Genomic DNA, 13,858 nt, shown 5'->3' on the forward strand with positions numbered 1-13,858 from the left:
GACGTGACCCGATCGGTGGGGGCCACGAACCGCGAACCGACGGGTATTCCCGCGCGCGCGAGCAACAAGGGGCTGAATGAGCAAGGACTACATCGAGGTCCGAGGCGCCGAGGAGCACAACCTCACGGACCTCGACGTCCGGATCCCGCGCGAGGAGTTCACCGTCGTGACGGGGCTGTCGGGGTCGGGGAAGTCGTCGTTGGCCTTCGAGACCGTCTACGCCGAGGGACAGCGCCGCTACATCGAGTCGCTGTCGGCGTACGCGCGCAACTTCCTCGGGCAGATGGACAAACCGCAGGTCGAAAGCGTCGAGGGGCTCTCGCCGGCCATCTCGATCGATCAGAAGAACGCCGCCAACAATCCGCGGTCGACGGTCGGAACCGTCACCGAACTCCACGACTACCTCCGACTGCTGTACGCCCGGATTGGGAACCCGCACTGTCCGGAGTGTGGCCGCGAGGTGGGCGAGCAGTCGGCCCAGCAGATGGTCCGGCGGATCCTTGAGCTGCCAGAGGGTACTCGTGCGAAGATCGCCGCGCCGGTCGTGCGCGACCAGAAGGGCGCCTTTGAGGACCTGTTCGCGGACCTCCAGTCACGGGGCTACGCCCGCGTCGAGGTCGACGGCGAGCGGTACGACCTCTCGTTCGACGATCCCGACCTCGACGAGAACTACGACCACACGATCGACGTGATCGTCGACCGGATCGAGGTCTCGGCGGACGAGCGGTCCCGGATCACCGACTCCGTCGAGACGGCCCTCGAGGAGGCTGACGGCGTCATCAAGCTGATCGTGCCGGATCCGCCGGCGGAGGCGGCCGCGGAACTGGGGGGATCGACGGCGCGATCGACCGGAGATCTGGCTGGGGGCGAGGAGTCGGCCGCGGACGGCGAGGACGGAGCAGGCGACGACGCCGAATCCGCCGATCCGGATTCGACGGCGACGGCCGCCGACCGACTCGTCGTCGAGTTCTCCGAGGAGTTGGCGTGTACACACTGCAACATCGACTTCTCGGAGATCGAGACCCGGTCGTTCTCCTTCAACTCCCCGCACGGCGCCTGCCCGGAGTGTGAGGGGATCGGCTCGACGAAGGAGGTCGACGAGGACCTCGTCGTGCAGGACCCCTCGAAGCCGCTGACGGACGTCTTCGAGGCCTGGTCGTACAACCGGTCGTACTACCGGACCCGGATCGACTCCGTGGCAGCCCACTTCGGCGTCTCCGTCGAGACGCCCTTCGAGGACCTCGATCCGGCGGTGCGCGAGCAGTTCCTCTACGGCACGGACGAGCAGGTCGTCTTTGAGCGGCAGACGAAAAACGGCGTCCGTCGCAAGGAGAAGCGGTTCGAGGGCGTGATCCCGAACCTCCAGCGCCGCCACGTCGAGACGGAGTCGCAGTCGACCCGCGAGCACATCGAGGACTACATGGCCGTGACGACCTGTCCGGCCTGCGAGGGAACCCGGCTGAAGCCGCAGTCGCGGTCGGTGCTCGTCGACGGCACGCCGATCACCGCGGTCAATCAGCTGTCGATCGGCGACGCGCGCGAGCACTTCGAGGGGATGGAGGGGACGCTCTCCGAGCGCGACCGGACGATCGCCGAGGAGATCCTCAAGGAGATCCGCGCCCGGCTCGGGTTTATGGAGGAGGTCGGCCTGGAGTACCTCACCCTCGACCGGGAGGCGTCGACCCTCTCGGGTGGGGAGAGCCAGCGCATCCGGCTCGCGACCCAGGTCGGCTCCGGACTCGTCGGCGTGCTCTACGTCCTCGACGAGCCCTCGATCGGGCTCCACCAGCGCGACAACGACCGGCTGTTGAACACCCTGGAGGGGCTTCGCGACCTGGGGAACACCCTGCTCGTCGTCGAGCACGACGAGGAGACGATGCGGCGGGCGGACTCGATCATCGATATGGGTCCCGGCCCCGGCAAGCGCGGCGGCGAGATCGTCGCGCAGGGCGACTTCGAGGACGTCTGTGAGGCGCCGAAGTCGGTCACCGGCGACTACCTGTCCGGGCGAAAGTCCGTCCCGGTCCCCGAGGACCGCCGCGAACGCGACGGCGAACTCGCCATCCGCGGCGCGCGCCAGCACAACCTCGACGATCTCGACGTGGCCATCCCGCTCGGCGTCTTCACCGCGATCACGGGCGTGTCGGGGTCCGGAAAGTCGACGCTGATGCACGACGTTCTTTATAAGGGATTGGCGCGGGAGATGAACGACAACACCTCCGTCGATCCCGGCGACCACGACGCCATCGAGGGGATCGACGCGGTCGAGACCGTCCGGCTCATCGACCAGTCGCCGATCGGCCGGACGCCGCGCTCGAACCCGGCGACGTACACGAACGTCTTCGACGGGATCCGCGAGCTGTTCGCGGAGACGAAGCTGGCGAAGCAACGCGGCTATGAGAAGGGTCGGTTCTCCTTCAACGTCAAGGGCGGCCGGTGTGAGGAGTGTGGCGGCCAGGGCACCGTCACGATCGAGATGAACTTCCTCTCGGACGTCCACGTCCCCTGTGAGGAGTGTGGCGGCGACCGGTACAACGACGAGACCCTCGAGGTGACCTATAAGGGGAAGACGATCGCGGACGTCCTCGAGATGAGCGTCGAGGAGGCCCACGAGTTCTTCGAGAGCCACGAGGGGCTCCGTCGCCGGCTGAAGCTGCTGCTTGACGTCGGGCTCGGGTACATGCGACTCGGGCAGCCCTCGACCACGCTCTCTGGCGGGGAGGCCCAGCGGGTCAAGCTCGCCGAGGAGCTCGGCAAGCGGGACTCCGGCGACACGCTCTACCTCCTCGACGAGCCCACCACCGGCCTCCACAAGGAGGACGAGCGCAAGCTGATCGAGGTCCTCCACCGGCTCGTCGACAACGGGAACAGCGTCGTCGTCATCGAACACGAACTCGACCTCGTGAAGAACGCCGACCACGTGATCGATCTCGGTCCGGAGGGCGGCGACGGCGGCGGCGAGCTGGTCGCCGCGGGCACTCCCGAGGAGGTAGCCCGCGAGGAGGACTCACACACTGGACGCTACCTGCGGGACCTGCTTCCGGCGATCGACGCGGAGGGACCGCGAAGCGACCGGCGAAAGCCGGCGGCGGCGCCCGGCGACGACTGAAACCGGCTCGTCATCGGTGGACCCGGACGCGTCATCGGTATCCCACTACCACTGCGAAAGAGCAGATCGAGTCACTCCCGCGGATCAAGGGCGATCACGCCTCGTGTTCACCAACGTCGGATTGCGAAGTTTCCTCCGACGGCGTGTTTTCGTGCCCGGTCGGCGGAACCGTTTTGTCGACCCACGCGTGCGATCGGTTATGACTGACGACGCCGATCCTGATGCCGCCGCTCCCGACGCCGCCGATGGCGATCGCGGGATCGCGGCCGACCACCCAGCTGCCGACGAGCCGGACGTGATCGATCGCCTCGCCGACCGGGCGCCGCTCCTCCAGCGGTGTGCGAACCGGTTCTCTGACCGACAACCGTTCGCGGACCGGCGAATCGGCGTTTCTGCACCGTTAACCCCGCATACGGGGCGGTTCCTCGAGGTCCTCGCAGCCGGTGGCGCGACGGTATTGGTCGTCGGAGAGGCCGGATCGACCCACCCCGACGTCGTGGCCGCGCTCCGTCGACGCCCGGGGATCACGCCGATCACCGCGTCGGGGGATGCGGCGACAGCAGGGGACGGGGAGGCCACGGCGGACGAAGCCACGTCGCTTGAGCGGGCCCGCCGCGAGGTGCTAACGGCGGCGCCGGATCTGATCGCCGACGACGGCGCGAACCTCCTCGTGCCGCTGTGTCGAGAGTTCCCGGACGTCGCCGCGGACGTCGCCGGTGCCTGCGAGCAGACGACCGGCGGGATCACCCGTCTGCGGCGGCTCGTCCGGCCGGACGCCGAGGGCAAATCGGTACGGATCCCGTTCCCGGTCTACGACGTCAACGGGGCGCCGATGAAGCAGCGATTCGACAACGTTCACGGGACCGCCGAGAGCTCGATCGCGGCGATCACGACCCTGACGAACGCGATGATCGCCGGCTCGACGGCGGCCGTGATCGGGTACGGACACTGTGGTCGGGGGATCGCCCGGAAGCTCCGGTCGTTGGGTGCGCGGACGACGGTAGCCGAGATCGACCCGCGAAAAGCCCTGGAGGCAATGGCCGACGGGCACGACGTCCGCCCGGCGACGGAGGCGGTCGCGGACGCCAGGTTCGTGATCGCCGCGACCGGCCGAGCGGGCGTGCTCAGCCGCGAGCAGTTGGCGGCGATGGCCGACGGCGCCGTCCTCGCCTCGATCGGCTCCGAGACGGAGATCGACCGCGATGCGCTCGCGACGTTGGCGGTCGATCGGACTCGAATCGAACCGGGAGTCGAGCGGGTCACGTTCGCCGACGGACGGACGATCCGGCTGCTCACGGAGGGACGCGTGGTGAACCTCTCGGCGCCAGGCAGCGCCGGCAATCCGGTCGACGTGATGGACGCGACTTTCGCGCTGATGGCGCGCGGGCTCGAGGCGATCGTCGACGGCGACCCGACCGGAACCGGCCTCGAACCGTTTCCCGAGGCGATCGACCGGGCGGTCGCCCGCGAGAAACTGGCGGCGATGAACGTGACCATCGACGACGGGAGGAACGACTGACACGGACCCCGACCGGAGAGCACGGGAGACGGTGACGGTCGGTCGTGAAACGCACCGCGTCACTCGGAGGTGTCGAGGTCGAACCGGTCTGCCGCCTCGAGGAATCGTGCCGGCGGCGCAAGGTTCCGTCGGCCGCCGAGGGTGATCACGAACAGGACCCCCACACCGACCCAGTAGGCCGCAAGGAGCGGAACGGTCACGAGGATCATCGTCACGATGTCCGCGGGCGTGAGCACGGCCGCGAACGTCATCGCGGCGATCGTCGCCTCGCGCCAACGGTTCCGGAAGGCGTCGTATGGAACGCCGACGGAGTTCAAAAGCACCAGCAGAACCGGGACGTCCGCGAGCACGCCGATCCCGAGGGTGGTGAAGATGATGAGCCAGAAGAAGTTGTTGATCCGGTAGGTGATTACCATCTGCGCGCCGAGCGCGTCGGCGACGAGATACGAAATGAGCCCGGGCGCGATGAGGAAATATCCGAGCGCGAAGCCGCCGACGATCCCGCCGCCCAGCGCGCCCGTCCAGACGAAGACCTGACGCTCGTGGCCGCGGACGAACCCGCGATCCCGTAGCGCCGGCCACGCGTAGTAAGCCACGAGCGGGATCACGGCGAGGAGGCCGATGAGTACCGAGAACTTCACCATAAAGACGAGCGCCTCGACGGGATGGAGCGTGATCACCGAGAACTCGCCGGCGTCGAACCGCTCGGGGAGCCGGTCGAGGAAGTCGGCGCGCACGCCGCCGAGCCCACCGAGGTAGAGCCAGGTGAAGACGGCGCCCATCACGGCGACGAACCAGCCGACGATGCGGAACGATCGCGACCGGAGCGAGCCGACGATGAACTTCAGGTCGGTGTAGTAGCCGCCGATGTCCTCCTCGTCGGCGTCGTCGGCGAAGTCGTCGAGGAAGGTCGTGCTGGCGCGCGAGGCGCGGTCGGTGAGGCCGCCGAGCATTCCGTCGTCGTCCTCCTCGGGCGCCTCGGCTGCCTCGACGGATCCATCGGCGTCCGTCCCGGCGCTCCCGTCGTCGGACGTGGACGCGGCAGCGTTCTCGCCCGCGGACGCGTCGACTGCGTTTTCGTCGTCCTCCGTCTCCTCGTCGGCGGTCGCTTCGTCGAACCGGTCGAGGATCGCCTGGGCCGTTTCGGGCTCGTCGTCCTCCATCGCCTCGCCCGCGAGCGCGAGCGCCTCATCCTCCGAGAGGGCGGCGAAGGCCGCTTCAGGGGCCGCACGGATCCCACCGGCGTCGAGCTCGCCGAGATCGATCGCGGTCGGATCGCCGTGGGCAGCGGCGCCTGCGGCCGGCGATCCCGGCGTCCCGGTCGCGTCGGCATCGAGGTCGCGGTAGACGGCCGCGAGGACCGCGAGGACGACGAACGCGATCCCGACACCCGTCGCGTAGACGGCGATCGCGGTGGTGGCATCGATTCCGAGCCCCGCTCCCGGCGGGACGATCCGGCGGGTGCTGCCGGCCCGGGCCAACAGCGCGTTGGTCGCCTCGCGGCCGCCGTAGGTGTAGTAGGCGTAAACGAGCCCGCCGCCGAGGACGCCAACACCGCCGACGAGGTTCCAGTGGCGGCGCATCGAAGCGAACGGGTCGATCCGGTCGGAGGAGCGCTTGGCCGTGACGACGACCTTGGCGAGATAGAGGCTGAAGCCGTACAGCGTCGTGAGCGGGATCGCCCACATGATCTGGGTGAACGGGTCCGGTGGCGAGAACATCGCGCCGAAGAAGAATATCCCGACGACGGCGTGGCGCCACTTGTCACGGAACGTCTCGTAGGGAACGATCCCCGAATAGGAGAGCCCGGTGATCACGAGCGGCATCTGCCCCGCGAGCCCGAAGGAGATCGTGAGGAAAACGATGAACTCCGTCCACATCACGATCGAGTAGCTCGGGTTGAATCCCGCCTCGAGTCCGAACGCGGCGAGGAACGAGAACATCACGGGGAAGAAGACGAAGACGCCGTAGGAGACGCCGGCGAGGAACAGCACGGCCGCGAGCAGCGCGATCGAGGCAATCTTCCACCGCGGGATCGGGGCCTGGGGCCACATCCCGCGACGGCGGAGCCCGTCACGGGCGTAGTAGATGAGCACCGGGAGCGCGAACACCGCGCCGACGACGAGCCCGATCTTCGCCTGCAACAGGATGACCTCGAAGGGGGTCTGGGCGATGATCTCGAGTTCCGCCTCGACGTCGACGGACATGTTCGCGGCCGTGATGCCCTTGAGCCAGTCCCAGACGTAGATCCGAAGCGCGTAGAACGTCGCGAGGAACCCGATGAGGTAGACGATGAACACCTTTTGGAGGTCCTTCTGGATCGATCGAAGGACCACCTTCGTGGACTCCCACCCGTCGGTGAGCGTCTCCTGGGTGTCGTCATCGAGGGCACTCGCCATTACGGTGGCGAACGCGCGTCCCGGTTATCAACCTTTTCGAAGCGACCCGACGACCGAGCACACGGCTATCCAAAAAGGCCTATAATAGCCCGGGGGCGAACAACCAACGAATGGGTGAGGATCCGCCCCGCGAGGAGTCGTCGAACGACGACCGGTCGTCGAACGGGGACGGCCCGCAGCCGGATGGGGACGACCCGTCCGGAACCGAGGCTGTCCCTACCACGGATAGCGACGGATCCGAACCGACGACCGACGCCGCTGGGGACGAGGATTCCGACGGTGAGGGCTCCGAGGACGACGGAACCGCTGCCACCGACACGAAGAGCGGTGGCGTTGCTGACGACGACGTGTCCGATCGGGACGACGGCGATTCGGGCGACAACGGTCCAGGCGACGGCGAGACGGCGTCGGACGACGAGGGTGGCGAGAGCACAGACGACGACGCGGACACAGACGACGCAACAGACGACGACGACGCGGCCGGCGTCGAGGGGCCGGAGACGGACCAGGAGATGCCGCTTGCCGACCACATCGAGGAGATGATGCGTCGGCTGGGGATCGTCTTCCTCGTCGGCGGCATCGCGCTCGTGATCGCGTTTCCGTCGGCCAGCGAGCTGATAAACTACTTCTGGTCGTACCACATCCCGGAGCCGAACGTGAATCGACCGCGACTCTACGGACCGCTCGAGCTCGTCCTGACGCGGATCAAGGTTTCGGGACTCGCGGGCGTGGTCCTCGGATTGCCGGTGTTCGTCTACCAGACGTATCGGTTCATGCGTCCCGGACTCTACCGCAGGGAGCGTCGGTACTACCTGGCGGCCGTGCCGACGAGCCTGATCCTCGGCGGGATCGGCATTCTCTTCGCTCACTTCCTCGTGCTGCCGGCGATCTTCAGCTACTTCACGACCTACACCTCCGACGCCGCGACGATCGCCTTCGGGCTCAAGGAGACGTTCAACCTCATCGTGGTGATGATGTCGTTCATGGCGATCGTCTTCCAGATCCCGCTGTTCATCATGCTCGCGATCATGATGAACCTCGTCACCCGGCAGTGGCTCGAGGACAAGCGGCTGATCTTCTGGGGCACCTTCCTCGGGATCGCCTTCCTGTTCAGCCCCGATCCGACTGGGATGGCGCCGATCATCGTCACGCTCACGATGATCGCCCTCTACGAGGGGACCCTCGCACTCCTGCGGTGGACCGGGAACTGATTCGTGCGGACGCGATCCCGCCATCGCTTCACATCACCGATCGACGCCATCGATCACCACGGCGACCGACCGGAGGGGAGGGTTCTTCAGTGATGACGACCAAGGCGCGTCGTAATGGCTCAGGCCGGCAACCAGGATCTCACCGAGCGGTTCATCCAGTTCTACCGGAACTACTACCGCGAGGCCGTCGGCGAGTTGGCACAGCGGTACCCCAACGAGCAACGGTCCCTCTACATCGACTACGACGATCTCTACCAGTTCGATCGCGACCTCGCGGAGGACTTCCGCAGCCAGCCCGAACAGCTCCGCGAGTACGCCGAGGAGGCGCTGCGGCTCTACGACCTCCCCGCCGACGTCAGCCTCGGTCGCGCACACGTTCGGATCCAGAACCTCCCCGACAGCACCGACATCCGGGGCATCCGCGTCCACGACGACCACATCGGCACGCTCGTCTCCGTACAGGGGATCGTCCGCAAGGCGACCGACGTCCGCCCCAAGATCACCGATGCCGCCTTCGAGTGTCAACGCTGCGGGACGATGACCTACATCCCCCAAAGCGACGGCGGTTTCCAGGAACCCCACGAGTGTCAGGGTTGTGAGCGGCAGGGCCCATTCCGGGTCAACTTCGACCAGTCGGAGTTCGTCGACTCCCAGAAGCTCCGGATCCAGGAGTCGCCCGAGGGGCTCCGCGGCGGCGAGACCCCACAGGCGATCGACGTCAACGTCGTCGACGACATCACCGGCAAGGTTACCCCCGGCGACCACGTCACCGCCGTCGGGGTCCTCCACATCGAGCAGGTCGAGCAGGGCAACGAGAAGTCCGCGATCTTCGATCTGTATATGGACGGCGTCTCCATCACGGTGGAAGACGAGCAGTTCGAGGACATGGACATCACGACCGACGACGTCGAGGAGATCATCGAGCTCTCGAACGACCCCGACGTCTACGGCCGGATGACCGACTCCATCGCCCCCGCGATCTACGGCTACGAGGAGGAGAAGCTCGCGATGATCCTCCAGCTGTTCTCCGGCGTCACCAAACATCTCCCCGATGGGTCACGGATCCGCGGGGACCTGCATATGCTGTTGATCGGGGATCCGGGTACGGGGAAGTGTCTCGACGGAGATACTTGCGTGACGCTTGGAGACGGGCGGGAGCGACCGATACGTGAGGTCGTCGAGGACAACCTTCAGGATCCGAAACCGATCGATGACGGCGTCTTCGATACGGTTGATTTCGAGGTCCCCTCCCTCGGATCGGACGGGACGATCGGATCCGCGAGCGCGACGAAAGTCTGGAAACGCGAGGCGCCCGAGACGATGTATCGCATCGAGACCGCGTCCGGACACGAACTCGACGTGACGCCGTCGCATCCGCTGTTCGTTCAGCCCGACGTCGGAACGCACGACCCCCGGCGTGCCGAGGAACTCGACGTCGGGGACCACGTCGCGGTCGCCCCGCGGACGGTCACCGACGGAGGGACGAAGGCGACCGACACCTCGAAGGCGGGCGGATTCACCCACGCAGTTCGCTGGGACCGTATCGAGTCGATCGGTACGGTCGAACCCGAGGACGACTGGGTATACGACCTCGAGATCGCGGGAACCCACAACTACGTCTCGAACGGGGTCATTTCGCACAACTCCCAGATGATCTCCTACGTCGAGAACATCGCCCCCAGATCCGTCTATACCTCCGGGAAGGGCTCCAGCGCGGCCGGGCTGTGCGTCACCGGCGACACGACGATCCACACGGCGGAGGGCTTCGTCCCGATCCGGGATCTGGCGAGCGAGTACCACCCGAACCCGGTGGACACGGAGACGTCCCGTGAGGCGGACTACGACCTCTACACGTTCGATCGGGAGAGCGGAGCGGTGGAACTCGCCGAGAGTTCCCACGTCTGGCGGATGCCCGAGAAACCGTGCCGTCGGATCGAAACCGCACACGGGAAGGACCTGGAAGCGTCGGTGAACACCCCGGTCCTCGTCTGTGATGCGGACGGCATCGGCTGGCGTGATATCTCGGACGTCGATCCCGGCGACCACGTGGCCGTCCCGAAGTACACGGACGTCAAGCGGTCGACGCCGCCGGTCCGCGAGTACGTGGAGTTCACCGAGGAGAAGCTCAAGCCGACCACGGCGGCGATCGAGTTCCTTCGGACGCGACTCCGCGAGGAGTTCGGGACGCTGCGAGCGGCCGCCGCGGAACTCGGCCTCACCGAGGACGTCATCTACGACACCCTCTCGAACCGCCACCTCTCGCTCGAAACGCTCGAGACCATCGTGAACGCGATCGGTGCCGACATCGACGACGTCGACGTCGACCGTGCGATGCTTCGCCACGGTGACGGCGTCGCGATCCCCGAGGAGTTCGACGCCGATCTGCTGTACCTGATCGGGCTCGTCTTCGGGGATGGCGACGTGATGGTCTCCCGCCGGGACGAGAATCGTGGCCACGTCCGTCTCTCGAACTCCGACGAGGAACTGCTGGAGCACGCCGCGGAGATCATCGAGGCGAAGTTCGACAAGTCGGTCGACATCGAACGTCAGGACGACCGCGTTCCCTGTATTCGACTCCACAGCGCGACCGTCGCCCGATTCTTCAGCAACGTGGGCGTCGAATCGCCGAAAGACGACGTGTCACTCGATCCCGGACTCACGACGGCCGAACACGCCGACGCGTTCCTGCAGGGGCTGTTCGACGCCGACGGGTCCGTGTGTGGCCGCGATGATGGCGGGTCCAGCGTGCAGTTCTCGACCGTCTGTCGGGACCTTGCCGAACAGGTCCAGCTGATGCTGGAGACGTACGGCGTTCGAGCCCGAACGCGCGACCGCGACCGACGCGGGACCTACGAGCGTGCCGATGGCCACGAGATCGAGTCGACGTCGATCCAGACACACCTCGCCATTTACGGCAAGGAACTCGATGCCTTCGCGGACCGGATCGGGTTCCGCTCGACCGCGAAGTCGACCGCGCTGGACGGGATCGTTCGTGACGCTCCTCGACGCGGTGAACGCCTGCCGATCGGCGACGCACTCACCCGAGCCGACGGCGGAACGAGTGCGTATTGGCAGAACCTGAATCGAGGGAACGACCCGAGTCGGGACCGTGCGCTGTCGATCGTCGACGCCCTCGATCTCGGGGACGTCGGTCCCGTGGTGGCGGAAGTTGCCGAGGCGGACCTCGTCTGGGACGAGGTCGTCGCCGCCGAGAACACGGGCGAGAAGGAGGTGTTCGACCTCACGGTTCCGGACACGCACAACTTCCTCGCCAACGGTCTCGTGACCCACAACACGGCCGCTGCGGTGAGAGATGACTTCGGCGACGGCCAGCAGTGGTCGCTCGAAGCCGGCGCGCTCGTGTTGGCCGACAAGGGAATCGCCGCAGTCGACGAGTTAGATAAGATGGAGTCGTCGGACCGCTCCGCGATGCACGAGGGGCTCGAACAGCAGAAGATCTCCGTCTCGAAGGCCGGGATCAACGCGACGCTCAAGGCCCGGTGTTCGCTGCTCGGCGCAGCGAACCCGAAGTACGGCCGCTTCGACCAGTACGAGCCGATCGGCGAGCAGATCGACTTAGAGCCCGCGCTCATCTCTCGGTTCGACCTCATCTTCACGGTCACCGACCAGCCGGATCCCGAACACGATAGCCGGCTGGCCAAACACATCCTGAAGACGAACTACGCCGGCGAGTTGAACACCCAACGCGAGGAGCTGACGACCTCGGAGTTCACGCAGGCGGAGGTGGATGCAGTCACCGAGGAGGTGGCGCCGGCGATCGACGCCGACCTGCTCCGGAAGTACATCGCCTACGCCAAACGGAACTGCTACCCGACGATGACCGACGAGGCCAAGGCGGTGATCGAGGAGTTCTACGTCGACCTCCGATCGAAGGGGGCCGACGAGGACGCGCCGGTCCCCGTTACGGCGCGGAAGCTGGAGGCGCTCGTCCGGCTCGCGGAGGCGAGCGCGCGCGTCCGACTCTCGGACACGGTCGACCGGGAGGACGCCGACCGCGCGACCGACATCGTCGAGTCGTGTCTGAAGGACATCGGCGTCGATCCCGAAACCGGCCAGTTCGACGCCGACGTCGTGGAGACGGGGACCTCAAAGAGCCAGCGCGACCGGATCAAGAACCTGAAGGCGCTGATCGCGGACATCGAGCAGGACTACGAGGAGGGGGCACCCGTCGAGGAGGTGATCGACCGCGCCGACGAGGTCGGGATGGATCCCTCGAAGGCGGAGGACGAGATCGAGAAGCTGCGCCGGAAGGGGGAGGTCTACGAACCGACACAGAACCACCTCCGAACGACGTAGATGGACCGAATATCCGCCATCCGAAACGTCGAGGATGCCCTCCGGCGGTTCGAGGACGGCGAGGCGAGCCTCGCCGAGACGGAACGACGAACGGTCGCCGTCCTTCGCACGTACGCGACGGAGTTCGAGGGACCCGAGGCGGTGTATCGGGCGCACGGATCCGACGCGATCGACGGAACCGTCGTCGTGGCAACCTCGGAAGCGGCGGCGCGTGAGCGGATCCTGGAACTCGTTCGATCCGACCCGAACGAAAACGGGGACGTCCCGGGCAGGAACGCGGAGCCGGGGGATGGAACCACGGAGCACACTGAGGGTGGTGACGGCACCGAAGACGGCGATCGGATCCGGTTCGACGTCGAAAAACTGTGACGCCCGTGGCAACGGCCCTCGGTGAGATCACCCTCCCCGAAGCCGATATGCCCAAACGTGGCTGAGGGGGCCGTCTCGACCGTTGGGAACGGCACGACGTGTTGACCGTGGGTTCGGATCTTTATATCTGCTACCAATAGATTTAATTTAAGACTATATAATTAGGATATATGTTGTTGGTGATGGTGTATTCGCGGGCGGCACGGACGGCGCTGCGGAACGCGTGTCGATCCCACGAGGACGTGGTGGTACGCCGGTTTGGGCGAGCAGCGGTGCTCGAGGGGACCGCATACGGCGCGTTTCTGGCGCTGCGGTTACGGGCCGCACACGGGGGTGACGTGCAGATCGAACGGACGTCGCCGTTCAACGAGTTCGAGGCGGTGGACGCCGCGGTCCGCGAGGCAGCGACTGCATACGCGGCACGGGACTCGCCCGCGACGCCGTACGCGAAGTTCGCGGCCGGTACTCGACATCCGGATCCGGAGACGCTGCGTGAGCGACCGCTGTGAGTCCCGGATCGCGACGGGGACGGAGCGAACGCGAGCCACGCCGGCGATACGCGTCAGGATCGGCCCGGTCGAGCGGTCGGGCACGGTGGTGGACCTCCGCGACGTGTCGTGGGACCCGATCGACGGAACTGGGCCGGCGATCGTCGCGGATGACTCGTCGATCGCTTCGGCAGACCCGGCGAGCAGCGCGGCTACCCCGGCGAGCAACTCGAATGATCCGCGAGTTGAACGGGTATTGGACCGGATCCGACCCGCAGCGACGGCGGGACGACCCAGGAGGCGGTCCAGAGCGCAGACCGGGGAACCGACCGTGGGATCGGTCAGCCGAGACTCCGGGACCGTCCCGAAAGCGGAGGACGAGACGACCTGTGTCACGATCGCGTGTGTACGGCCGTCGACGTCAACCGCGTTCGATCGAGTCCCGG

At 66.6% G+C, this 13,858-nt stretch carries 6 protein-coding genes and 1 pseudogene; 6 read left to right on the plus strand and 1 reads right to left on the minus strand.

Annotated features, from left to right (window positions below; translation table 11 throughout):
* Window positions 1–76 precede the first annotated feature (76 nt).
* Complete coding sequence (uvrA, locus tag OQF70_RS00890) at window positions 77–3,109, plus strand: excinuclease ABC subunit UvrA (protein WP_280535344.1); 3,033 nt, start codon at window positions 77–79, stop codon at window positions 3,107–3,109.
* Window positions 3,110–3,308: 199 nt separating this feature from the next.
* Entirely contained in the window at window positions 3,309–4,628 is a 1,320-nt protein-coding gene (locus OQF70_RS00895) for an adenosylhomocysteinase (protein ID WP_280535345.1), read from the plus strand.
* 59 nt (window positions 4,629–4,687) lie between these two features.
* On the opposite strand, the gene OQF70_RS00900 is transcribed toward OQF70_RS00895, so the two are convergent.
* Complete coding sequence (locus tag OQF70_RS00900) at window positions 4,688–7,027, minus strand: twin-arginine translocase subunit TatC (RefSeq protein WP_280535346.1); 2,340 nt, start codon at window positions 7,025–7,027, stop codon at window positions 4,688–4,690.
* A gap of 110 nt (window positions 7,028–7,137) precedes the next feature.
* Between OQF70_RS00900 and OQF70_RS00905 the strand changes: the two genes are divergently transcribed.
* From OQF70_RS00905 to OQF70_RS00920, 4 genes and pseudogenes are all read left to right on the plus strand, one after another.
* Complete coding sequence (locus OQF70_RS00905) at window positions 7,138–8,238, plus strand: twin-arginine translocase subunit TatC (protein ID WP_280535347.1); 1,101 nt, start codon at window positions 7,138–7,140, stop codon at window positions 8,236–8,238.
* 114 nt (window positions 8,239–8,352) lie between these two features.
* Entirely contained in the window at window positions 8,353–12,555 is a 4,203-nt protein-coding gene (locus OQF70_RS00910) for an LAGLIDADG family homing endonuclease (RefSeq protein ID WP_280535348.1), read from the plus strand.
* A pseudogene (locus OQF70_RS00915) lies at window positions 12,556–12,780 on the plus strand (hypothetical protein); the annotation flags it as partial. It abuts the gene before it with no gap.
* A gap of 314 nt (window positions 12,781–13,094) precedes the next feature.
* Window positions 13,095–13,433, plus strand: coding sequence for a hypothetical protein (locus tag OQF70_RS00920; RefSeq protein WP_280535349.1), 339 nt, complete (start codon window positions 13,095–13,097; stop codon window positions 13,431–13,433).
* The last annotated feature ends 425 nt before the right edge of the window (window positions 13,434–13,858 follow it).

The sequence above is a fragment of the Halopenitus sp. POP-27 genome, assembly GCF_029889855.1.
Taxonomy (GTDB): Archaea; Halobacteriota; Halobacteria; order Halobacteriales; family Haloferacaceae; genus Halopenitus; species Halopenitus malekzadehii.

Excerpts from the sequence above, each read along its gene's own strand:
- OQF70_RS00905 (WP_280535347.1), top strand. The coding sequence starts at position 7,138 with ATGGGTGAGGATCCGCCCCGCGAGGAGTCGTCGAACGACGACCGGTCG.
- OQF70_RS00920 (WP_280535349.1), top strand. The coding sequence starts at position 13,095 with ATGTTGTTGGTGATGGTGTATTCGCGGGCGGCACGGACGGCGCTGCGG.
- OQF70_RS00895 (WP_280535345.1), top strand. The coding sequence starts at position 3,309 with ATGACTGACGACGCCGATCCTGATGCCGCCGCTCCCGACGCCGCCGAT.
- OQF70_RS00900 (WP_280535346.1), bottom strand. The coding sequence starts at position 7,027 with ATGGCGAGTGCCCTCGATGACGACACCCAGGAGACGCTCACCGACGGG.
- uvrA (WP_280535344.1), top strand. The coding sequence starts at position 77 with ATGAGCAAGGACTACATCGAGGTCCGAGGCGCCGAGGAGCACAACCTC.
- OQF70_RS00910 (WP_280535348.1), top strand. The coding sequence starts at position 8,353 with ATGGCTCAGGCCGGCAACCAGGATCTCACCGAGCGGTTCATCCAGTTC.